Source organism: Pseudomonas sp. S2_E01 (genome assembly GCF_054668365.1).
Genome location: NZ_CP162762.1, coordinates 4,262,621 through 4,282,822, shown reverse-complemented (window position 1 = coordinate 4,282,822; position 20,202 = coordinate 4,262,621). Strand labels below are relative to the sequence as shown.

22 protein-coding genes are annotated in these 20,202 nt (G+C 60.9%); 15 read left to right on the top strand and 7 right to left on the bottom strand.

Annotated elements, in window-relative coordinates; genetic code table 11:
• The first annotated feature begins 62 nt into the window (after nucleotides 1-62).
• Nucleotides 63-695: an efflux system transcriptional repressor EmhR gene (gene emhR, locus AB4O36_RS19910; RefSeq protein WP_460117366.1), complete on the top strand. Its 633-nt coding sequence runs from the start codon at nucleotides 63-65 to the stop codon at nucleotides 693-695.
• A 288-nt stretch (nucleotides 696-983) separates the two neighbouring features.
• On the opposite strand, the gene AB4O36_RS19905 is transcribed toward emhR, so the two are convergent.
• Genes AB4O36_RS19905 through AB4O36_RS19895 form a run of 3 tightly spaced genes read right to left on the bottom strand, consistent with a single transcriptional unit; the run spans nucleotide 984 to nucleotide 3,545 of the window.
• Entirely contained in the window at nucleotides 984-2,033 is a 1,050-nt protein-coding gene (locus AB4O36_RS19905) for an alkene reductase (RefSeq protein WP_460117365.1), read from the bottom strand.
• Nucleotides 2,034-2,054: 21 nt separating this feature from the next.
• Nucleotides 2,055-3,218, bottom strand: a complete 1,164-nt coding sequence (locus AB4O36_RS19900; protein WP_460140086.1) for an MFS transporter — start codon at nucleotides 3,216-3,218, stop codon at nucleotides 2,055-2,057.
• A 24-nt stretch (nucleotides 3,219-3,242) separates the two neighbouring features.
• Nucleotides 3,243-3,545, bottom strand: a complete 303-nt coding sequence (locus AB4O36_RS19895; protein ID WP_460117363.1) for an ArsR/SmtB family transcription factor — start codon at nucleotides 3,543-3,545, stop codon at nucleotides 3,243-3,245.
• A gap of 169 nt (nucleotides 3,546-3,714) precedes the next feature.
• Between AB4O36_RS19895 and AB4O36_RS19890 the strand changes: the two genes are divergently transcribed.
• The gene (locus AB4O36_RS19890) at nucleotides 3,715-4,293 is read left to right on the top strand and encodes an acyl carrier protein phosphodiesterase (RefSeq protein ID WP_460140085.1); all 579 of its coding nucleotides are present in this window, start codon (nucleotides 3,715-3,717) and stop codon (nucleotides 4,291-4,293) included.
• A gap of 117 nt (nucleotides 4,294-4,410) precedes the next feature.
• Here the strand turns inward: AB4O36_RS19890 and AB4O36_RS19885 are convergent, their stop codons facing one another.
• Together AB4O36_RS19885 and olsB are read right to left on the bottom strand one after the other, a co-directional pair.
• A complete protein-coding gene (locus AB4O36_RS19885; protein WP_460140084.1) occupies nucleotides 4,411-5,202 on the bottom strand; it encodes a lysophospholipid acyltransferase family protein in 792 nt (263 codons plus the stop codon).
• A complete protein-coding gene (gene olsB / locus AB4O36_RS19880; RefSeq protein ID WP_460117360.1) occupies nucleotides 5,202-5,957 on the bottom strand; it encodes an L-ornithine N(alpha)-acyltransferase in 756 nt (251 codons plus the stop codon). The genes AB4O36_RS19885 and olsB overlap by 1 nt, the downstream gene beginning before the upstream one ends.
• A 155-nt stretch (nucleotides 5,958-6,112) precedes the next feature.
• Between olsB and AB4O36_RS19875 the strand changes: the two genes are divergently transcribed.
• The 5 genes from AB4O36_RS19875 (at nucleotide 6,113) to AB4O36_RS19855 (ending at nucleotide 10,418) form a co-directional block, all read left to right on the top strand.
• Nucleotides 6,113-7,000, top strand: coding sequence for an acyl-CoA dehydrogenase (locus AB4O36_RS19875; protein WP_460140083.1), 888 nt, complete (start codon nucleotides 6,113-6,115; stop codon nucleotides 6,998-7,000).
• Nucleotides 7,001-7,181: 181 nt separating this feature from the next.
• Nucleotides 7,182-8,276, top strand: a complete 1,095-nt coding sequence (locus tag AB4O36_RS19870) for a serine hydrolase domain-containing protein (protein ID WP_460140082.1) — start codon at nucleotides 7,182-7,184, stop codon at nucleotides 8,274-8,276.
• A complete protein-coding gene (locus AB4O36_RS19865; RefSeq protein WP_460140081.1) occupies nucleotides 8,273-8,602 on the top strand; it encodes an amidase in 330 nt (109 codons plus the stop codon). Before AB4O36_RS19870 ends, AB4O36_RS19865 begins: the two co-directional genes overlap by 4 nt.
• 57 nt (nucleotides 8,603-8,659) lie before the next feature.
• The gene (locus AB4O36_RS19860) at nucleotides 8,660-9,259 is read left to right on the top strand and encodes a YceI family protein (protein WP_460140080.1); all 600 of its coding nucleotides are present in this window, start codon (nucleotides 8,660-8,662) and stop codon (nucleotides 9,257-9,259) included.
• A 1-nt stretch (nucleotide 9,260) separates the two neighbouring features.
• On the top strand, nucleotides 9,261-10,418 hold the full coding sequence (locus tag AB4O36_RS19855; protein WP_460117355.1) for a phospholipase D-like domain-containing protein: 1,158 nt from the start codon (nucleotides 9,261-9,263) through the stop codon (nucleotides 10,416-10,418).
• A gap of 172 nt (nucleotides 10,419-10,590) precedes the next feature.
• On the opposite strand, the gene bglX is transcribed toward AB4O36_RS19855, so the two are convergent.
• Entirely contained in the window at nucleotides 10,591-12,882 is a 2,292-nt protein-coding gene (bglX, locus tag AB4O36_RS19850) for a beta-glucosidase BglX (protein WP_460140079.1), read from the bottom strand.
• 249 nt (nucleotides 12,883-13,131) lie between these two features.
• Here bglX and AB4O36_RS19845 point away from each other — a divergent pair, with 249 nt between their 5' ends.
• From AB4O36_RS19845 to AB4O36_RS19830, 4 genes are all read left to right on the top strand, one after another.
• On the top strand, nucleotides 13,132-13,740 hold the full coding sequence (locus AB4O36_RS19845; RefSeq protein ID WP_460140078.1) for a LemA family protein: 609 nt from the start codon (nucleotides 13,132-13,134) through the stop codon (nucleotides 13,738-13,740).
• A 91-nt stretch (nucleotides 13,741-13,831) separates the two neighbouring features.
• Complete coding sequence (locus AB4O36_RS19840) at nucleotides 13,832-14,581, top strand: TPM domain-containing protein (RefSeq protein WP_460117352.1); 750 nt, start codon at nucleotides 13,832-13,834, stop codon at nucleotides 14,579-14,581.
• Between the two features lie 28 nt (nucleotides 14,582-14,609).
• Nucleotides 14,610-15,227 carry a TPM domain-containing protein gene (locus tag AB4O36_RS19835; protein ID WP_460117351.1) on the top strand — a complete coding sequence of 206 codons (618 nt, stop codon included), beginning with the start codon at nucleotides 14,610-14,612 and terminating at the stop codon, nucleotides 15,225-15,227.
• 242 nt (nucleotides 15,228-15,469) lie between these two features.
• A complete protein-coding gene (locus AB4O36_RS19830) occupies nucleotides 15,470-16,690 on the top strand; it encodes a class I SAM-dependent methyltransferase (RefSeq protein WP_460140077.1) in 1,221 nt (406 codons plus the stop codon).
• A 130-nt stretch (nucleotides 16,691-16,820) separates the two neighbouring features.
• Here AB4O36_RS19830 and AB4O36_RS19825 read toward each other — a convergent pair whose 3' ends face one another.
• Complete coding sequence (locus tag AB4O36_RS19825) at nucleotides 16,821-17,711, bottom strand: DMT family transporter (RefSeq protein ID WP_460142162.1); 891 nt, start codon at nucleotides 17,709-17,711, stop codon at nucleotides 16,821-16,823.
• Between the two features lie 280 nt (nucleotides 17,712-17,991).
• Between AB4O36_RS19825 and AB4O36_RS19820 the strand changes: the two genes are divergently transcribed.
• The 4 genes from AB4O36_RS19820 (at nucleotide 17,992) to AB4O36_RS19805 (ending at nucleotide 20,131) form a co-directional block, all read left to right on the top strand.
• The gene (locus AB4O36_RS19820) at nucleotides 17,992-18,573 is read left to right on the top strand and encodes a DJ-1/PfpI family protein (protein ID WP_460117349.1); all 582 of its coding nucleotides are present in this window, start codon (nucleotides 17,992-17,994) and stop codon (nucleotides 18,571-18,573) included.
• A gap of 13 nt (nucleotides 18,574-18,586) precedes the next feature.
• Entirely contained in the window at nucleotides 18,587-18,892 is a 306-nt protein-coding gene (locus AB4O36_RS19815) for a ribbon-helix-helix domain-containing protein (protein WP_460140076.1), read from the top strand.
• Nucleotides 18,893-18,995: 103 nt separating this feature from the next.
• Nucleotides 18,996-19,298, top strand: a complete 303-nt coding sequence (locus tag AB4O36_RS19810; protein ID WP_014717988.1) for a transposase — start codon at nucleotides 18,996-18,998, stop codon at nucleotides 19,296-19,298.
• Nucleotides 19,295-20,131, top strand: coding sequence for an IS3 family transposase (locus tag AB4O36_RS19805; RefSeq protein ID WP_460142121.1), 837 nt, complete (start codon nucleotides 19,295-19,297; stop codon nucleotides 20,129-20,131). The genes AB4O36_RS19810 and AB4O36_RS19805 overlap by 4 nt, the downstream gene beginning before the upstream one ends.
• Nucleotides 20,132-20,202 lie beyond the last annotated feature (71 nt).

The following is a 20,202-nucleotide window of genomic DNA, read 5'->3' as shown; positions in this document are numbered from 1 at the left end:
CCCCTATTTATTCAGCGCCTGTTCAAGCACTGCTGAAGCACCCTGATTGAGGTTGTACTGCCATGGTCCGTCGTACCAAAGAGGAAGCTCAGGAAACCCGTAGCCAGATACTCGAAGCGGCCGAGAAAGCCTTTTACGAGCGGGGCGTTGCGCGCACCACACTGGCCGACATTGCGACCCTGGCCGGCGTGACGCGCGGCGCCATTTACTGGCATTTCAGTAACAAGGCGGACCTCGTGCAGGCCATGCTCGATACGCTGCATGAGCCGCTGGATGAAATGGCCAAAGCCAGCGAAAACGAAGATGAACCCGACCCTCTGGGCTGCATGCGCAAGCTGCTGATTCATTTGTTTCATCAAGTTGCGCTGGACCCGAAAACCCGGCGCATCAATGAGATTTTGTTTCATAAGTGCGAGTTCACCGATGAAATGTGCGACCTGCGCCAGCAGCGGGTGGACGCCTGCCTCGAATGCAATGTACGCATCGGCCTGGCGCTGCGAAATGCTGTGAATCGCGGGCAACTGCCGCAGGACCTCGACACCGTGCGTGCCGCGATCAGCCTGCATGCGTTCATTGATGGCATCCTGTATCAATGGTTATTGGCGCCCGACAGTTTTCAACTGCACACCGAGGCCGAGCGTTGGGTCGACACCGGGCTGGACATGCTGCGCCTGAGCCCCAGCCTGCGCAAATGAAACAAAATTCGTGATGGGGTGCTGTTATATACGGCCGATGGCCATGTTGACAGCCGGTAAGCGGCGTATTTTGTAGGAATTTTGTGTCGCTTTGCCGCGCCCCGCACCCCCTGTAGGAGCGAGCTTGCTCGCGATGGTCGTCAACGATGACGCTGGTATCATGATGCCCCGCGGTGTCCGAGCTACCATCGCGAGCATGCTCGCTCCTACAGGGGAGGGCACAGCTTCAAACAATTAAAAAAGCCCCGGCTCTTTCGAGTCGGGGCTTTTTGCGTTACGGGTTCTGCCTTACAACGTCGGGTAGTCGATGTAACCCACCGGCCCTTTGCCGTAGAACGACTCTGGGCGCGGCTCGTTGAGCGCCGCATCGGCCTTCAGGCGCGCCGGCAGGTCCGGGTTGGCGATGAATGGGATGCCAAAGGCCACCGCGTCGGCTTTGCCGCTCGCCAGCCAGGCGTTGGCGCTGTCCTTGGTGAAGCGTTCGTTGGCGATATAAGGACCGCCGAACGCTTCCTTGAGGGTCGGGCCAAGGCTGTCGGCACCTTCCTGCTCACGGGAGCAGATGAACGCGATGCCACGCTTGCCCAGCTCGCGAGCCACGTAAGTGAAGGTTTCCGCCAGGTTGTCGTCGCCCATGTCGTGAGAGTCGGCGCGTGGCGCCAGGTGCACACCGACACGGCCCGCGCCCCAGACGTCGATCGCGGCGTCCGTGACTTCGAGCAACAGGCGGGCACGGTTTTCCAGGGAACCACCGTATTGGTCGGTGCGCTGGTTGGTGCTGCTTTGCAGGAACTGGTCGAGCAGGTAGCCGTTGGCGCCGTGGATTTCCACGCCGTCGAAGCCGGCGGCCTTGGCGTTTTCTGCGCCAGTGCGATAGGCCTCGATGATCTCGGCGATTTCATCGGTTTCCAGGGCGCGAGGGGTTGGATAGTCGGCCATTGGACGCACCAGGCTGACGTGGCCCTTTGGCTGGATGGCGCTTGGCGCAACCGGCGCTTCACCGTTCAGGTATGACGGGTGGGATACCCGGCCGACGTGCCACAGTTGCAGGAAGATCTTGCCGCCTGCGCCGTGGATCGCCTTGGTGATGTTGGTCCAGCCACGCACCTGGTCGTTGGACCAGATACCCGGGGTGTCCGGGTAGCCGACGCCCATCGGGGTGACCGAGGTGGCTTCGCTGAGGATCAGGCCCGCCGAAGCACGTTGCACGTAGTACTCGGCCATCAGCGCGTTGGGCACGCGACCTTCGTCGGCGCGGCAGCGGGTCAGCGGCGCCATGATGATGCGGTTGGACAACTCGACGTCGCCGAGTTTGATTGGATCGAAAAGAGTCGTCATTTGAAAATCCTTCGTTAGGTATCAGTTAGTAGCAGCCAGCTCGGGATTACCGTTCTGGCGGAAAGTGATCAGGGTGGCCAAGAGGGCGAGTACTGCCAGAGCAGCGGCCGCGAGGGGCACGTTGGCCAGGCCAAAACCGTGGGCGATGACGCTGCCGCCGACCCAGGCACCCAAGGCGTTGCCGACGTTGAAAGCGCCGATGTTCAGGGTCGATACCAGGTTGGGTGCGGCCTTGCCGTAGGTCACCACGTTGACTTGCAGGGCGGGCACTGCGGCAAAGCACGCGGTGGCCCATAGGAACAGGGTGATCTCGGTGGGGATCAGCGCGACGCTGGTCCAGGTCAGCACTGTGGACACCACCGCCATGGTGATGAATACCCCGATCAACGTGGCGGCCAACCCCTTGTCTGCCAGCTTGCCGCCGATGATGTTGCCGACAGTCAGGCCCAGGCCGATGAGCACCAGGGTCCAGGTCACGCCGCGAGGCGAGACACCGGTCACTTCGCCCAGCAACGGCGCGACATAGGTAAACAGGGTGAACACCGACGCGGCGAAAAGCGCGGTCATGCTCAGCGACAGCCAGATGCCAGCGCCTTTGAGGGCGCGCAGTTCGGCGCGCATGTCGAGTTTTTCTTCGTCGCGCTTGGCCGGCAGGAATCGGATCAGGCCAATCAGCGCAATCACGCCGATCACGGTCACCGCCCAGAAGGTCGAGCGCCAGCCGGCTTGTTGTCCGAGCGCCGTGCCCAGCGGCACGCCGAGGACGTTGGCCAGGGTCAGGCCGGTGAACATCAGGGCCACGGCCGAGGCGCGTTTGTTGGCGGGCACCAGGTTGGCGGCCACCACCGAGCCAATACCAAAAAAAGCGCCGTGGCACAGGGCGGTAATCACACGGGCGAACATCAGCACGTTGTAATCAGTGGCCAGGGCGCATAACAGGTTGCCGATGATGAAAATGCCCATCAACACGACCAGTGCAGCCTTGCGTGGCAATTTGGCGGTGGCCAGTGCCATGAACGGCGCACCGATGGCCACGCCCAGGGCGTAGCCGGTCACCAGCCAGCCGGCGCCGGGGATCGACACACCGAGGTCGGCCGCCACTTCGGGCAGCAGGCCCATGATGACGAACTCGGTGGTGCCGATGGCGAAGGCGCTCAAGGCCAGAATGAGTAGCGAGAGGGGCATTGTTGATTCCTTGACCCTGAAGGTTCAGAGCTCTTTGCTGAAGGCGCTGAGGAAGGCCTGGATGGTTTCCTCGTTGCGTTTGAAGAAGTGCCACTGGCCGACTTTGCGGCTGCTGATCAGGCCGGCGCGTTGCAATGTCGCCAGGTGCGCGGACACCGTGGACTGCGATAAACCGCAACGTTGATCGATCTGCCCGGCGCAAACGCCATGTTCATTGCTGTGGCTTTGGTCAGGAAATTCGACGGAGGGATTTTTGAGCCAGTGCAGGATGTCTCGCCGTACCGGGTGAGCCAGGGCTTTTATTATTTCGTCGAGGTCAATCTTCATGGCTTGGGGCCTGTCATGTGTAAAACGTTATATCGCGATGAAGCGAAATTTAAATCGTTACATCGCGATACACAAATATGATTTTGTTCTGGCGAACGCATATTTCGCTATATCGGGTTATAACGATATGAGGTGTCAGGGCAACACCGGGCGGTGCTAAGCTGCGCCCATGAACTATCTCGCACATCTTCACCTCGGTGGCCAGCGTCCCGGTCAATTGCTCGGCAGTCTGTATGGCGATTTCGTCAAGGGACGGCTGCAAGGGCAATTTGCGCCGGAGGTCGAAGCGGCTATCCAATTGCATCGTCGCATTGACGTGTTCACCGACCGCCATCCGCTGGTGGATGTGGCGCTGTCGCGCTTTACACTGACCCGCAGGCGCTACGCGGGAATCGTGTTGGACGTGTTTTTCGATCACTGCCTCGCGCGGGACTGGGCTTCGTACGCCGACCGGCCGCTGGAGCTGTTCACCTCAGACGTGTACAGGGTGCTGTCCAGTGAGCGGCAATTGCCCGAGCGTCTGGCGCGGATTGCGCCGTACATGGTGGCGGATGACTGGCTGGGATCGTACCGCGAGTTCGAAGTGATGGAGCAGGTGCTGCGGGGGATTGCGCGGCGGCTGACACGGCCGGAGGAACTGGCGGGGGCGATGCACGAACTGCGCGAGTTGTATGAGCCGTTGAGCGAGGACTTTCGGCTGTTTTATCCGCAGTTGCAGGATTTTTCAAAGATCTCACAGACAGCCTAGGTACCTGTGGGAGCGGGCTTGCCCGCGATGGCGGTGTATCAGTCAAAGAGTTGTCGACTGGTCCACCGCTATCGCGGGCAAGCCCGCTCCCACAGGGTTCCAAGCGTATTCAAAAAATCAAGCCGCGATGGCGGGGCGCATCGGCGCTCGTTGAGTTTCCGGGATCGTCCCGAACAATGCCTTCTGCACCGCTTGCTGCGCTTCGAACGCCAACACGGCGCGTTCCCGGCCTTCGCAGGCGATCGGCTTGAGCAGGTGAATCTCCACGTCGCCGCGATCGTTGGCGAACAGGCGCATCAAGTGCGAGAGCAGATCGTCGTCACCAATGAAAGGGGCCAGCGAGCATGCCTGGCCTTCACGCAGATAACGGATGGCCACCGGTTGCAGCTTCACCTTGGAATCGATGGCTGCCGACAGCAAGCGGCCATGGAAGGTGCGAAGCGAACGGCCATCGGTGGTGGTGCCTTCCGGGAACATCAACAGTGGATGGGCCTGTTCGAGGTGGCGGGTCATCTGCTTGCGGATCAATTGACTGTCACCCGAGCCACGACGGATGAACAGGCTGCCGGCCTTCGCCGCCAGCCAGCCCGCCACCGGCCAGGTACGGACTTCGGCCTTGGACAGGAACGACAGCGGCGCGAGCATGCCCAGCAGCGGGATGTCGGTCCAGGACACGTGGTTGCTGACCCAGAGCATCGACTCCTTTGGCAACTCCCCGTGTACGGTCACGCGAAAGGGCAGGGCATTGCTCAGGCGCGCCATGAAAAAGCGCGACCAGCGCTGTCTGCGAACCATGGAATGCGCCATGCCCAGGCGTTCGAACATTCCGAAGACACTGGCCATGCCCAACCCCAACGTTACAACTCCCAGCACGCGCGCGATTCGCGCGTACATCCGTACGCGGCCCATCACACGGCCGCCTTGAAGTGCTTGGCATAACGCGGGCAGAGTTCGTCGCGCTTGAGCAGGATGAACACGTCGGCCACCTGGAAGTCCTCGTCCCAACACGGCTCGCCACAGATTTTCGCACCCAGGCGCATGTAGGCCTTGAGCAGTGGCGGCATTTCGGCAATCACGTTGGACGGGATGTCCAGGGATGGTAGCGGGTTCTTCGGTTCGGCGCGCAGGTGTTCGGTGCACAGGTAGCGTTCACGCAGGCGTTGCATGATCGCATGCGCCTGGACGCCGCCGTCCTGCATCGGGATGCTCGCGCACCCCATGAGATAGCTGTAGCCACCCTCGTTCAGCACTTCGGCCAGTTCTCCCCAGAGCACGGCGATGGTGCCGCCGTTGCGGTAAGCCGGGTCGACGCAAGTACGGCCGATCTCCAGGATCGGGCCCTTGAGGTGAATGAGGCCATGCAGGCTGAACTCTTCTTCGCTGTAAAACTTGCCCAGGCTGCTGGCTGCCGTGTGGTCAAGGAGGCGGGTGGTCGCCACCAGGCGCCCGGTGTTCAGGTCGCGTACGCCGATGTGGGCGCAGTGAACATCGTAATCATCCATGTCCAGACCCAGCTCCGCGCCTTTGAGCTTGGCGTCGAATTCGCCGCTGAACACGTTGAAGCGCAAGGCCTGGGCTTCCTGCAGGGCTTTTGCGCCGACCAGGCGTTCGGCTTGCAGGCGGCGTTCATTGCCGGTGCCGTTGATGCGGGCAATCTGAGTCATGGCGAATCTCCGTGCGGGCTGCTCACCCGTCTTTGGGTTACAGCGGATCGACTTTCTTTATCCAGCCTTGTTGTGCAAAGTCAGGCTATGTAGCCCCGGTGTCATCGCCGTTAAGCTTTGGTGATGCTTATATGACAGCCCACAAGGAGCCTCTTATGCCCTGGCAAACCCTGTTGCAACGCCGTGATCGCTGGCCCGCCAATCCGGACCTGGCGGAGGGTTTTGCGAACCTGTTGCTTGAGTTGAAAGCCGTCACACCCTTTGAACTGGCGGTGGCCGGTGGGCGCCTGATGGCGACACCCGGGCTGGCATTTCTGGTGGGCTACCAGGCGGCCCTGCGCATGCTCTGGCCGAGCGCACCGCAGAGCTTGGGCGCTTTGTGTGCCACCGAGCAGCGCAGCCTGCGCCCGGCCGATATGCAAACCCGTCTGAGCGAGCTGCGGCTGAGCGGACGCAAGGACTTCGTCACCGCCGGTGATGCCGCCGACTGGCTGCTGATTGCTGCTCGCAGCGAAGAGCCCGGCGACGATCCGCGCCTGAGCCTGGCGGTGGTTTATGCTGGCGAGGCCGGCGTGCAAGTGGAAAAACTGCCGCCGATCCCGCTGATGCCCGACATCAGCCATGGCCGCCTGCTGCTGGATAACGCCCTGTGCGAACTGCTTGCAGGGGATGGCTGGGACGCCTACGTCAAACCGTTTCGCACCCTTGAAGACATCTATGTGCTCAGTGCCATGACCGCTTGGTTGTATGGCGTAGGCCAGGACAGCGACTGGCCGCAGGCACTGCAACTGCGCTTGCTCGCGCTGCTGGCCGGCTGCAGTGAAGTCAGCCGCCAGGCGCCCGACAACCCCGCCGGGCATGTGTTGCTGGGCGGCTTGTTTGCACAGTTCGACGCGCTCAAGGCCGAAGTGAACCAGGCCCTGGCCGACGGACCGCCAGAGTGGGCCGCGATGTGGCAGCGCGATCAGGCGGTGATGGAGTTGGCGGCGGGCGCGCGGGGGAAGCGGTTGGCCAAGGCTTTGGCTGGATCTTCGCTGGATTGACCGGCCCCATCGCGGGCAAGCCCGCTCCTACAGGTTCAGTGGTGTTCATAAATTTTGTGAACATCCCAAAACCCTGTGGGAGCGGGCTTGCCCGCGATGGCGGCCTAAAGACTGACAAATATTCCAAAACTGTCATCAACCTCAGCTAGCCTCACCAGGCCCATTCCCCAGAGCCCCCGCCATGTTCAAAGGCGTGTCCCTGTTGTTCCTGTTGCTGGTGAGCCTTACCGCCCAGGCCGAAACCTGGCCCGGCGAGCAATGGTCCACCACACCAACTCCCGGCGGCCCGGCCCTTCAAGCGCTTGAAGCCTACGCTTTCCCACCTCGCGACGACGTCAGCAGAAAGGGCGTTCGCACCGACGCTTTGCTGGTGATCCGCGATGGGCGATTGATCTACGAACGCTATGCGAGCCCCACCACCGTCGACACCCCGCACCTGACCTGGTCGATCAGCAAGAGCCTGATGGCCACGGTGCTCGGCGTGGCCTACGCCGAGGGTCGGTTCAAACTCGAGGACCCGGCAGCGAAGCTCTACCCACCGCTGGCCGGGCACCCGAAGCTGACCCTGTCCGACCTGTTGCACTGGGCTTCTGGCCTGGACTGGCAGGAGGATTACGAATACGCGCCGCTGAAGTCCTCGGTGGTGGCAATGCTCTACACCCGTGGCCATCAGGACATGGCACGGTTCACCGCCCAGCATGACGCGTATGCGCCACCTGGCCAGGCCTTCCGTTACTCCAGCGGTGACAGCAACCTGCTGGCGGCGGCATTGAAAACCATCGTCGGCCCGGCCCGATATGCGGACTATCCCTGGACCGCGCTGTTCGAACCGCTGGGCATCCGCCATGCCGTGTGGGAAACCGACGCCACCGGCACCTTCGTCGCCTCGTCCTACGCCTACCTCACGGCCCGCGATCTTGCTCGCGTCGGTCTGTTGATGGCCCGCGACGGTCGTTGGGGTGACCGGCAATTGCTACCCGCGGACTGGGTGGCCTTCAATCGCCAGCCATTCGCACGTTACCAGGCCCACCAGGACGAAGCGGTGCCGGGCGGCCACTGGTGGCTCAACCGTGATGCGGACGGCGCGGCGCGTCCGTGGCCCGATGCGCCGCCAGACACCTTCGCCGCACTCGGCCATTGGGGCCAGGCGATGTACGTGATTCCCAGCGAGCGCCTGGTGATCGTGCGCTACGGCGATGATCGCGACAGCAGTTATCGCCACAACGAATTGCTCAAGCGAGTGCGCCAGGCTTTTGCCGGGACGGTGCAACCATGAAGCGTCGCCATTTTGTTCGCCGTCGACCGTTTACCGCATTGGGGGTGTTTCTGCTGATCGCCTTGCTCGGCTGGATCTGGCAGGAGCGTGTGGCGTTGTGGGCTTTCCCCGACATCATCAGTGCCTACACCGCCAAGGAATATTGCTCGTGCCGTTATGTGATGAACAACGACGCGCAGTATTGCCGGGGTTATGTGAAACAGTGGCTGCCCGTCAGCGGTTTCACCGATGATTCTGCCGCCAAACGTGTCTCGGTCGAGGGCCTTGGGCGCAGTAACAGCGCGCAGTGGCTGGGCGAGCGCCAGGGTTGTCGCTTGAATCCTTGAGCAACCGGCTCGTGGGCGGTTATGGTTCGTGCAGGTTTATCTGCCCCACGAGTCTTTATGTTCAAGCGGTCACTCTGCAAAGTCTGTAATACCCTCGCCGTCGTGCTGTTGGTGGGCGCCACGTTCTCGGCCCAGGCCAACTGGTATCTGGACGGCGAGTCGTCGCGGCTGTCGTTCGTCAGCACCAAGAACGCCAACATTTCCGAAGTCCAGCGGTTCCTGGTACTGCATGGCAAGGTCAGCCCCAAGGGCGTGGCCGAGGTCGAGGTCGAGCTGGATTCGATCAACAGCGGCATCCCGTTGCGCGATGAGCGCATGCGCAAGGATCTGTTCGAGATCGAGCGGTTCCCCGAAGCGCTGATCAGCGCGCAAATCGACTTGGGGCCGATCAACGATCTGGCCAACGGCGCCCAACTTGAACTGCGCCTGCCGGTCACCGTCAACGTTCATGGCAAGCAACATCAATACAACGCCGAGCTGCTGGCCACCCGTCTGGATGACCGGCGTTTTCAGGTGGTGACGCTAGAGCCGCTGGTGATCAACGCGGCGGATTTCGATCTGGCGCCGGGTCTGGAATCCTTGCGCAAGGTCGCCGGTTTGTCAGCCATCAGTCTGTCGGTGCCGGTGGGTGCGGTGCTGATCTTCACGGCGCGCTGACATGCAAGGCGCGATTTTCCCCTGGCGCGATGGCAATCGCTTCGAACTGCTGATCGACGGTCCGCAGTTTTTCCCCCGCATGCTGGTCGCCATTGCCCGCGCCGAGGAGCAAGTCGAGCTGGAGTTATATCTGGTAGAGGCGGGCGAGTGCGCCGAGGCGATGGTCCAGGCGTTGGTCCAGGCCGCCGAACGCGGTGTACGGGTTCGCTGCCTGTTCGATGATTACGGCAGCCTCGCCTTCACCCTGATTCTGCGTCAGCGATTGATGGCGGCAGGTGTGGAGTTGCGTTTCTACAACCGCCTGAGCTGGCGGCGCTGGGTGGGCAATTTCTATCGCGACCATCGCAAGTTATTGCTGGTCGATCAGTGCCTGGCGGTGGTGGGCGGGACCGGGGTCACTGATGAGTTCTGGCTGCCGAGTGAAAACACCAGCCAATGGCACGAGGTGATGGTGGAAATCACCGGTCCGCTGGTGATCGACTGGCAGTTGTTGTTCGATCGCCAGTGGATCGCCAACCGCCATCGGCGTGCCTGGCGACCGTCGGCGCATTTCGGTCTGCCGCGACTGCCCCGGGTGCCATCGACGGGCGAGGGCATGGGGCGCGTGGCCTACGCCGACGCCCGCCAGCACCGTGACATCCTGCAATCGCTGGTACGTGCCTTGAACAGCGGCCAGCGGCGCGTCTGGCTGGCGACGCCGTACTTTCTGCCCACCTGGAAAGTGCGCCGCTCATTGCGCCGCGCGGCCGGTCGCGGCGTCGATGTGCGCCTGTTGCTGACTGGCCCGCGCACCGATCACCCGTCCGTGCGTTACGCCGGGCATCGTTACTACCCGCGCCTGCTCAGGGCCGGGGTGAAAATCTTCGAATACCAGCCCTGTTTCCTGCACCTGAAAATGGTGCTGGTGGATGACTGGGTGAGCATCGGCTCGTGCAACTTCGACCACTGGAACCTGCGCTTCAACCTGGAAGCCAACCTCGAGGCGCTGGACCCCAGCCTGACCCGGGCGGTGGTGGCCAGTTTCGAGAGCGATTTTGCGAAGAGCGAGGAAGTCAGTCTGCAGGACTGGAAACGCCGGCCGTTGTGGCGGCGGGTCAAGCAGCGGGTTTGGGGATGGGTGGATCGGGTGGTGGTGAATCTGTTGGATCGGCGGGGGTAGGGCTAACGCCAGAAATCTTCAGTTGGAAAACCACTGTGGGAGCGGCGGTGCGACGATTCGACTTGCCCGCGATGGCGGCGGAGCAGTCAACACAGATGTTGAATGTGACGGCCTCATCGCGGGCAAGTCGAATCGTCGCACCGCCGCTCCCACAGGTTTGGTTTAGACCGAGTTAGAGCAACTCAAAACTCTGCTGCGTCACATCCTGCGAATCCAGGCCGATCTGCACATTGAACTTGCCCGGCTCGGCCGCGTACTTGAGCTGGCTGTTGTAGAACTTCAGGTCATCCTCGCTGATGCTGAAGTGCACGACTTTCTGTTCGCCGGCCTTGAGCATGATTTTCTGGAAGTTCTTCAGCTCCTTGATCGGGCGGATCATCGAGCCGGTCACGTCCTGGATGTACAGTTGCACCACGGTCTCGCCGTCACGCTTGCCGGTATTTTTCACCGTGACGCTGGCGTCGAGCTTGCCGGACTTGTTCAGGGTGGTCGCTGACAGCGCCATGTCGCTCAGGCTGAATTCGGTGTAGCTCAGACCGTAGCCGAATGGGAACAGGGGGCCAGTAGTGTCATCGAAATACTGCGAGGTGTAGTTGCCCGGTTTGCCCGGGGTGAATGGCCGGCCAATGCTCAGGTGGTTGTAGTAGGTCGGAATCTGCCCCACGGAACGCGGGAAAGTGATCGGCAGCTTGCCCGACGGGTTGTAGTCGCCGAACAGTACGTCGGCAATGGCGTTGCCGCCTTCGGTGCCGCTGAACCAGGTTTCCAGGATGGCGTCGGCCTGCTGGTTTTCTTCGAGCAGCGACAGCGGACGGCCGTTCATCAGCACCAGCACCAACGGTTTGCCGGTGGCTTTCAGCGCGCGGATCAGCTCACGCTGGTTTTCCGGGATGTTCAAATCGGTGCGGCTCGACGATTCGTGAGACATGCCACGCGATTCACCGACGGCAGCGACCACCACGTCAGCGTCCTTGGCGGCTTTTACCGCTTCGTCGATCAGCACGTTGGCCGGGCGCGGATCATCCACCACTTCCGGGGCATCGAAGTTGAGGAAGTTCAGGTAATCGAGAATCTTCTTGTCGCTGGTGATGTTGGCGCCACGGGCGTAAATCAGGTTGGCCTTGTCGCCAATCACGTTGCTCATGCCATCGAACAGGGTCACCGATTGCGCCGGACGACCGGCGGCAGCCCAACTGCCCATCATGTCGATGGGGGCCTTGGCCAGCGGGCCGACCAGAGCGATTTTCGCGGATTTGTTCAGCGGCAGGGTTTCGTTGGCATTTTTAAGCAGCACCTGGCTGCGGCGGGCCACATCACGGGCATCGGCGCGGTGCAGGCGGCTGTCGGCGTAGGTGTCGGCCGGATCATCCTCGGCCTTGCCGATGCGCAGGTACGGGTCCTTGAACAGGCCCATGTCGTACTTGGCGTCGAGCACCGCACGCACGGCGTTGTCGATGTCGCTCTGCTGGATTTCGCCGGACTTGAGCAGCCCCGGCAGTTCCTTGCCGTACAGGGTGTCGTTCATGCTCATGTGGATGCCGGCCTTGATCGCCAGCTTTGCCGCCTCGCGACCATCGCGTGCAACGCCGTGCTTGATCAGCTCGAAGATCGCGCCGTGGTCGCTGACCGCCAGGCCCTTGAAGCCCCATTCCTTGCGCAACAGGTCGTTCATCAGCCAGGTGTTGGCAGTGGCTGGTACGCCGTTGATCGAGTTCAGCGCGACCATCACCCCGCCAGCGCCGGCATCGATGGCGGCGCGGTAAGGTGGCAGGTAATCCTGGTACATCTTGACCGGGCTCATGTCGACCACGTTGTAGTCGCGACCGCCCTCCACTGCGCCATACAGGGCGAAGTGCTTGACGCTGGCCATGATGCTGTTGGCAGCGTTGGCACCGGTGCCCTGGAACGCCTTGACCATCACCCCGGCGATGCGCGACACCAGGTAGGTATCTTCTCCAAAGCCTTCGGAGGTCCGGCCCCAACGCGGGTCACGGGAAATGTCGACCATCGGCGCGAAGGTGATGTCGAGGCTGTCAGCCGCGGCTTCTTCGGCGGCAACGCGCCCGGAGCGGCCAATGGCGTCCATGTCCCAGCTTGACGCCAGCGCCAGCGGGATCGGGAAAATGGTGCGGTGGCCGTGGATCACGTCATAGGCGAAGAACATCGGGATCTTCAACCGGCTGCGCATGGCCGCGTCCTGCATCGGACGGTTTTCCGGGCGGGTGATCGAGTTGAACGTGCCGCCGATGTTGCCCGCGGCGATTTCCTTGCGGATCAGCTCCCGGGGCATTTCCGGACCGATGCTGATCAGGCGCAACTGGCCGATTTTTTCATCGAGGGTCATCTGCTTCATCAGGTTGCTGATGAAGGCGTCCTTGTTCTCCAGCGGCGGGGGAGTCGTAGCGGCCAATACGTTATGACTGGCCAGGCTGACGAGCAGTCCCAGCAAACACAGCTTCTTCATGAATAGTTTTCCAGGGCCTAAACGGCAGTGAATACGCACCGATCGGCCAAAATTTAGGGAGTGGCTATTGTTGTTCAGGTAATGTTGTTCAGATAAATGCAGCAAACTTCTGCAGTGTTTTTGTACTGGAGCATCTTTTAGCCCATTGGCTCGATGCATTCCAGTGTGGCGGGAGATTATGCCCGAAGAGTCGGTCAGAAGGTCGCTGGTTGATTTTTCAATGGACGATACAACGGAGCGTCAAATCAAATGAATGTTCAACGAACCACCCGAGCGAGCCTGCGCGTCGCCGCCCTGATCTGGCTGGCCAGCCTACTGGCCGGCTGCGGCATCAACAACATCCCCACCCTCGACGAACAGGCCAAGGCCGCCTGGGGCCAGGTGCAGAACCAGTATCAGCGCCGTGCCGACCTGATTCCAAATTTGGTGGAAACGGTCAAGGGCTATGCCAAGCACGAAGAGGAAACGCTGACGGCGGTGATCGAGGCCCGGGCCAAGGCCACCTCCATTCAGGTGGATGCCAGCACCCTGGACAATCCTGAACGCCTCAAGCAGTTCCAACAGGCTCAGGACCAGTTGACCGGCGCCCTGAGTCGTTTGATGGTGGTGTCCGAACGTTATCCTGATCTCAAGGCCAACCAGAATTTCCTGGCGCTGCAATCGCAACTTGAAGGCACCGAAAATCGGATTGCCGTGGCCCGCCGTGATTTCATCCTGGCAGTGCAGAAGTACAACACCGAAATCCGTACCTTCCCGGGGCGCCTGTGGCACACCGTGATGTACAGCGATTTGCCGATCCGTGAAACGTTCGAAGCCACTACTCCAGATGCGGACAAAGCGCCGCAGGTGAAATTCTAGGAAGTAGCCACACAAGCAGCGCTGACGACTCAGCCCGCTTTGACTTGTCGCTCGCAGCTTGAAGCTTGCCGCTGCTCTTATGAGGTTGCCAATGCGCGTGTTGAAAGTGGGCCTGGTGCTGTTGTTGTGGGTGTTGGCCCTGACGGCCCGGGCCGAGTTGAGTTTTCCGGCTTTGACCGGACGGGTGGTGGACAACGCCCAGATGATCGAGCCGTCGGTGCGCGAGCAGTTGACGCAACAGCTTGCGGCCCACGAAAGCGCCACGGGCGAGCAGTTGGTGGTGGTGACAATCCCCAGCCTGCAGGGCGCCGAGATCGCCGATTTCGGTTATCAGTTGGGGCGCCATTGGGGTATCGGCCAGAAGGACAAGAACAACGGTGCGCTTCTGATCGTTGCTCGGGATGACCGCAAGTTGCGCATCGAAGTGGGTTATGGCCTGGAAGATCGCCTGACCGATGCGCAGAGTTCGGTGATCATCAATCAGGTGATTACCCCGGCGTTCAAGGCCGGCAATTTCAGCAAGGGCATCAGCGACGGGGTCGCCGCCATGCTCGTGGTGCTGGGCGGCAGCCCGCTGGATGAGCCGTCGACGATCTACGAGTCGAACAGCGGGCAGGACGACTTCGTTGCCCGTCATCCAGGGATCTTCGTGTTTCTGGTGATGCTGTTCATCCTGACCCTCTTTGTCTTGCAGATGCTCGGCATCCTGCCGGCCGGCCGGGGTGGCTCGGGTGGCTCAGGGGGTGGTTTCGGCGGTGGTGGTTTTGGTGGCGGTGGAGGCGGGGGCTTCAGCGGCGGCGGAGGCAGTTTCGGAGGCGGCGGTTCGTCGGGCGGCTGGTGATAACAATAAATGATGAGCACTTCTAGACATGGCATTACTGACTGAACACGAACAACGCAAAGTCGCCGAGGCGATTGCCCGGGTCGAGCGCGACACCGACGCCGAACTGGTGACGGTGCTGGCAGCCCGCGCCGATGACTACGCGTACATCCCGTTGCTGTGGGCCAGCCTGTTGGCACTGGTGGTGCCGGGTGTCGTGCATTACCTGACCGGCTGGCTGACGATGCACAGTCTGCTGCTGGTGCAATGGGGCACCTTCATTGTGTTATGCCTGCTGTTGCGCCTGCCGAAGATCACCACCCACCTTGTGCCCCGCAAGGTCCGCCATTGGCGCGCCTCGAACCTGGCGCGCCGGCAGTTCCTGGCGCAGAACCTGCACCACACGGTGGGCAGCACCGGCATGCTCATTTTCGTCTGCGAGGCTGAGCGTTATGTGGAGATCCTGGTGGATGAAGGAATTTCCAGTCGGCTGGACAACCAGCATTGGGAATCCATCGTCGCAGCGTTCACCCAGCAGGTGAAACAGGGGCAGACTTTGCAGGGCTTCGTCACCTGCGTCGAGGCGTGCGGCGAGTTGCTCAAGGTGCATGTGCCGGTTACCCATGTGCGCAATGAGTTGCCGAATCGTTTGGTGGTGCTGGGCTGAACCGGATTTTATAAAGGATCCAATCCCTGTGGGAGCGGGCTTGCCCGCGATAGCGGTAGGACAGTCACCAACATTGTTGAAGGTCAGATTGCAATCGCGGGCAAGTCGAATCGTCGCACCGCCGCTCCCACAGGTGAAGCCAAATTCGACAGGCCATTCGTAAATAACTGCGTGTCCTGCGCCGCCATCCCCCCTAAAATGCCCTCCATTCCCGATTCTCCGCGACCGAGGCCGTTTTTTTCATGTCTGTTACCGCCACACCCGCCAGCCTCGCGCCGGACCATCACGCCCAGTTCATCGACCTGCTGCAAGGCAGCCTCGACGCCAACGCCTTTATTAAACTGGTGCTGGCCAAGCACGTCGGCAGCGAAACCGACCTGCAACGGGTGATCATCAAGCAACTGACGGTCAAGGATCAGCCCTGCCTGTCCTTCGTCTACCGCTACAAGACGCGAGATATCACCAAGAACCTGCCGTTGGCCGAAGGTGTGGCGAGCATTGCCGAGCTGTTGCCGGCTTCGTTCAAAAATGCACATTTATTGTCACTGACCGACGAAGCACAGCTCGAATACAGTAAAAAGGGCAAGTCTTCACTGTTCAAGAGCAAACCTCAGCAATTGCGTGAAGTGCCGTCTACCGGTCACAACCGTGAAAAAAATCGCTTTCTGGACCTGACCCGGCCGTTTCTCGCCGACCTGGGCGTGACGAACAGCAAGCACGAGCTGATCCCGGCGATGTCGCGCAAGTGGAAGCAGATCAACAAATTCATCGAAGTGTTCAGTCATGCGCTGACGTCGTCCCCGCTGGCGCTGGATCAGCCGGTGCGGGTGGCCGATTTCGGCTCGGGCAAGGGCTACCTGACGTTCGCGATCCACGACTACCTGCGCAACACCCTCAACGCCCAGGGCGAAGTGACCGGCGTCGAGCTGCGTGAAGACATGGTCACCCTGTGCAACGCCGCTGCCGCAAAGCTGGAGCATCCCGGTCTGGTGTTCAAGTGCGGTGACGTGCGCAGTGTGGCGCCGAGCGAGCTGGAGGTGATGATCGCCCTGCACGCCTGCGACATCGCCACCGATTATGCGATCCACACCGGCATTCGCTCCGGCGCGTCGATCATCATGTGCTCGCCGTGCTGCCACAAGCAGATCCGCCTGCAAATCCAGAGCCCGGTGCTGCTCAAGCCGATGCTGCAATTCGGCCTGCACCTGGGCCAGCAAGCCGAAATGGTCACCGACAGCCTGCGTGCGTTGTTCCTCGAAGCCTGCGGCTACGAGACCAAGGTGTTCGAATTCATCTCACTGGAGCACACCAACAAGAACAAGATGATCCTGGCGGTCAAACGCCCGGAGCCGGTCGACCCGGCGCAGTTGTTGGTGAAGATTCAGGAATTGAAGGATTTCTATCACATCAGCGAGCATTGCCTGGAGACGTTGTTGCGGGCGGATGGGTATTTGAAACCCTGATGACCTGTAGGAGCGAGCATGTCGAGGCGTCGAACCGTCGCGATGGTCGTCAACGATGACGTTGGCTGTCTGACACCCAGCGGTGTCTGTGCCACCATCGCGAGCATGCTCGCTCCTACAGGGGAGCGGGTCAGGTAGTGGCGACGGGGGTGGGCTTCACCGCCGTCCTGCGCCCCAGCATCACTGTGATGATCACCCCCACCGCAAACACCCAAGTGATCGGCTCGACGTGTTCGCCAAAAAACAGTGCCGAAAACGCGATGGTGAAGAAGATCTGCAGCAGTTGGATCTGACTGACCCGGGCAATGCCGCCCATCGCCAACCCGGCGTACCAGGCAAAAAAACCGATGAACTGCGAGAACAGCGAAACGTACCCGAACGCCCACCAGGTTTTCGCCGAGACTTCGCCCTGATGTTGCAGCGCCAGGTACAGCACGGGTCCGATCAGCAGGGGTGTCGACAGCACCAGCGCCCAGCAGATCACCTGCCAACCGCCCATCTCCCGGGCTAATCGGCCACCTTCGGCGTAACCCAGCCCACCCAGGCCAATGGCTCCGATCATCAGCAAATCACCGGCTTGAATGCTGCCTGCGCCACTGATCAACGCGTAACCCAGTACCAACGCACTGCCCAGCGCAGCGCAGGCCCAGAAGGCTTTCGATGGGCGTTCATGAGACAGCCATGCGGCGTACAGCGCCACGCACAGCGGTTGCAGGCCGTTCACCAGGGCCCCATGGGAGGCCGGCAGGGTTTGCATGGCCCAGGCCGAGAGTACCGGGAAACCCAGGATCACCCCGGCGATCACCAGACTCAGGCCTTTGACCTGTTGCCACGTCGGCCACTTCTCCCGGCGCCACAGCAACAGCACCGCCGCCGGCACCGCCGCGAACAATGCACGACCGAGGCCGTTCAGCAGTGGATGCAGTTCCTGCACCACGACCCGGGTGAAGGGCAGGGTGAGGCTGAAGATGATGACGCCGAGCAGGCCGAGGGCCATGCCGGTGTTTTCGCGCGAGGACATGATGAAGGACCAGGGTTCGGGGGTGGCAGGTAAGGTCTCCATCTAGCCATAAACCTGGGGGTTTACCCTGTTACAGCTAGGGACAGAGTTATCCGTACAGTTTGAGGACGCCATCGCGGGCAAGCCCGCTCCTACATTTTGGAATGCATTCTGCTGTGGGAGCGGGCTTGCTCGCGATGAACGATAACGCGGTCCAGGGTAGTAACAGGCTATTACCCACCCCGCTGGATAACGACTACCTTCAATACTCCCAAGCATTCCCCCCAGAGGAGTTCTCCCCATGGCTGCCAAGAAAATCCTGATGCTGGTCGGCGATTACGTCGAAGACTATGAAGTGATGGTGCCGTTCCAGGCGTTGTTGATGGTCGGCCACACGGTGCATGCCGTCTGCCCCGACAAAACCGCTGGCCAGACTGTGCGCACGGCGATCCATGACTTTGAGGGCGACCAGACCTACAGCGAAAAGCCTGGCCACCTGTTTGCACTGAACTTCGATTTCGCCAAGGTGGCCGAGGCTGACTACGATGCGCTGGTGATCCCAGGCGGTCGTGCGCCGGAATACCTGCGGTTGAACGAAAAGGTCCTGGAGCTGGTACGCGCCTTCGACAAGGCCGGCAAACCGATCGCGGCGGTGTGCCATGGCGCCCAGTTGCTCGCGGCGGCGGGGATTCTCGAAGGTCGCGAATGCAGTGCGTACCCGGCCTGCGCTCCAGAAGTGCGTTTGGCGGGCGGCACGTTCATCGACATCGCGGTGACGGATGGCCACGTTCAAGGCAATCTGGCCACGGCGCCTGCCTGGCCGGCGCATCCGAACTGGCTCGCCGGTTTCCTCCGGTTGCTGGGCACCAAAATCACGCTGTAACGAGGGCTTCTCCATGTGCGAGCTGTACGTCAAGGCTGACCCGATTCTCTACGAATCACGCTCGCGCTCGTTGCGCATCTGCGGCGTGGTGACCACGCTGCGCCTGGAGAATCAGTTCTGGGACATCCTCAGCGAAATCGCCGAGGTCGACGGCATGACCACCAACCAGTTGATCACCAAGCTGTATGAAGAGGTGATGGACTATCGCGGCGAAGTGGTGAATTTTGCATCGTTCCTGCGGGTCAGTTGCACGCGCTACCTGAGCCAGCGGCGAGTGCCGGTGCCTGAGTTGGCGGTGGTGCGGTCTGGGGGCAAATAGCCGAAATCGAGTCGACCCCATCGCGAGCAAGCTGAACTGGCCTAATGATTTTGGACACTTCAATCGGGCGCTATGATAGCGCCCAAATCTGAGGTGTTTGGATATGCGTAAATCCTATTCGAGTGAGTTCAAGCTCAAGGCTGCCAGCATGGTGTTGGATGAAGGTCAGCCGGTTACCGAAGTCTGTGCCAGCCTGGATATCGGCCCCACAGCCCTGCGCCGTTGGGTTGATCAAGTGCAAAAAGAGCGCTTGGGCTCGACTCCGGTGGGGGCCAAGGCGATTACCGCTGATCAACGAGAAATCCAGAGACTCAAAGCTCTGCTCAGAGAGAAAGACCTGGATATCGAAATCCTAAAAAAGGCCAGTGCTCTCCTGCTTTTGGACGCCAAAGATCATTCACGCTGATCGATGAGCTGGGCGAGCAGTACGGCGTTAAAAAGTGTTGCCGGGCGTTTGGGGGCAACCGCAGTAGCTTTTACGCCTGGCGCCAGCGCCAAGGCAGAGCAAATCCTGAACGGGACAAGCTCAAAGCCGCGTTGGTCAGGCACCACAAGGCGTCCAGAGAGTCGGCCGGCGCACGTACTTTGTCCAAGGAGCTACAAGCCAAAGGGCATCGTATCGGGCGTTATATGGCTCGCAGTTTGATGCGCGAAGCTGGCATCGCTAGTCGTCAGCGCCGGCGCCATAAGTACAAGTCGCCGGGTGTGGAGGCCTTGGTGGCGCCGCACGTGCTCAAGCGAAAATTTGATGTGACGGCGGTTAATCAGGTGTGGTGTGGCGACGTGACATACATCAAGGTCGGCAAGCGGTGGATGTACTTCGCCGCCGTTTTGGATCTGTACGCTCGCAGGATCGTAGGGTGGTCGTTTTCGATGATTTCTGATGCCAACCTGACCTGCGAAGCGCTACGCATGGCGGTTGAGCTGCGCGGCCATCCCCAGGATGTGTTGTTTCATTCTGATCAAGGTTGCCAGTACACCAGCCATAAATTCCGAAATGCGCTTGTGAAACATCGGTTCAGGCAAAGTATGAGCCGTAAAGGCGAGTGCTGGGACAATGCCCCGATGGAGCGTTTCTTTGGTAGTTTGAAGTCCGAGTGGGTGCCTGAAACGGGCTACAAACTGGAGCATGAGGCCCGGGCAGATGTGCAGCGCTATGTCTCGCGCTACAACATCAGCAGGCCTCACAGCTATAACGACTACAGGTCGCCGGTCGTGAAGGAAAGATTGGCGGCGTGAACCGTAATCAGTGTCCAAGATTACTTGACCAGTTCAAGCCCGCTCCCACAAGTGGTTGAGTGTTCGCATCT

Excerpts from the sequence above, each read along its gene's own strand:
- emhR (WP_460117366.1), top strand. The coding sequence starts at position 63 with ATGGTCCGTCGTACCAAAGAGGAAGCTCAGGAAACCCGTAGCCAGATA.
- AB4O36_RS19905 (WP_460117365.1), bottom strand. The coding sequence starts at position 2,033 with ATGACGACTCTTTTCGATCCAATCAAACTCGGCGACGTCGAGTTGTCC.
- AB4O36_RS19900 (WP_460140086.1), bottom strand. The coding sequence starts at position 3,218 with ATGCCCCTCTCGCTACTCATTCTGGCCTTGAGCGCCTTCGCCATCGGC.
- AB4O36_RS19895 (WP_460117363.1), bottom strand. The coding sequence starts at position 3,545 with ATGAAGATTGACCTCGACGAAATAATAAAAGCCCTGGCTCACCCGGTA.
- AB4O36_RS19890 (WP_460140085.1), top strand. The coding sequence starts at position 3,715 with ATGAACTATCTCGCACATCTTCACCTCGGTGGCCAGCGTCCCGGTCAA.
- AB4O36_RS19885 (WP_460140084.1), bottom strand. The coding sequence starts at position 5,202 with ATGGGCCGCGTACGGATGTACGCGCGAATCGCGCGCGTGCTGGGAGTT.
- olsB (WP_460117360.1), bottom strand. The coding sequence starts at position 5,957 with ATGACTCAGATTGCCCGCATCAACGGCACCGGCAATGAACGCCGCCTG.
- AB4O36_RS19875 (WP_460140083.1), top strand. The coding sequence starts at position 6,113 with ATGCCCTGGCAAACCCTGTTGCAACGCCGTGATCGCTGGCCCGCCAAT.
- AB4O36_RS19870 (WP_460140082.1), top strand. The coding sequence starts at position 7,182 with ATGTTCAAAGGCGTGTCCCTGTTGTTCCTGTTGCTGGTGAGCCTTACC.
- AB4O36_RS19865 (WP_460140081.1), top strand. The coding sequence starts at position 8,273 with ATGAAGCGTCGCCATTTTGTTCGCCGTCGACCGTTTACCGCATTGGGG.
- AB4O36_RS19860 (WP_460140080.1), top strand. The coding sequence starts at position 8,660 with ATGTTCAAGCGGTCACTCTGCAAAGTCTGTAATACCCTCGCCGTCGTG.
- AB4O36_RS19855 (WP_460117355.1), top strand. The coding sequence starts at position 9,261 with ATGCAAGGCGCGATTTTCCCCTGGCGCGATGGCAATCGCTTCGAACTG.
- bglX (WP_460140079.1), bottom strand. The coding sequence starts at position 12,882 with ATGAAGAAGCTGTGTTTGCTGGGACTGCTCGTCAGCCTGGCCAGTCAT.
- AB4O36_RS19845 (WP_460140078.1), top strand. The coding sequence starts at position 13,132 with ATGAATGTTCAACGAACCACCCGAGCGAGCCTGCGCGTCGCCGCCCTG.
- AB4O36_RS19840 (WP_460117352.1), top strand. The coding sequence starts at position 13,832 with ATGCGCGTGTTGAAAGTGGGCCTGGTGCTGTTGTTGTGGGTGTTGGCC.
- AB4O36_RS19835 (WP_460117351.1), top strand. The coding sequence starts at position 14,610 with ATGGCATTACTGACTGAACACGAACAACGCAAAGTCGCCGAGGCGATT.
- AB4O36_RS19830 (WP_460140077.1), top strand. The coding sequence starts at position 15,470 with ATGTCTGTTACCGCCACACCCGCCAGCCTCGCGCCGGACCATCACGCC.
- AB4O36_RS19825 (WP_460142162.1), bottom strand. The coding sequence starts at position 17,711 with ATGTCCTCGCGCGAAAACACCGGCATGGCCCTCGGCCTGCTCGGCGTC.
- AB4O36_RS19820 (WP_460117349.1), top strand. The coding sequence starts at position 17,992 with ATGGCTGCCAAGAAAATCCTGATGCTGGTCGGCGATTACGTCGAAGAC.
- AB4O36_RS19815 (WP_460140076.1), top strand. The coding sequence starts at position 18,587 with ATGTGCGAGCTGTACGTCAAGGCTGACCCGATTCTCTACGAATCACGC.
- AB4O36_RS19810 (WP_014717988.1), top strand. The coding sequence starts at position 18,996 with ATGCGTAAATCCTATTCGAGTGAGTTCAAGCTCAAGGCTGCCAGCATG.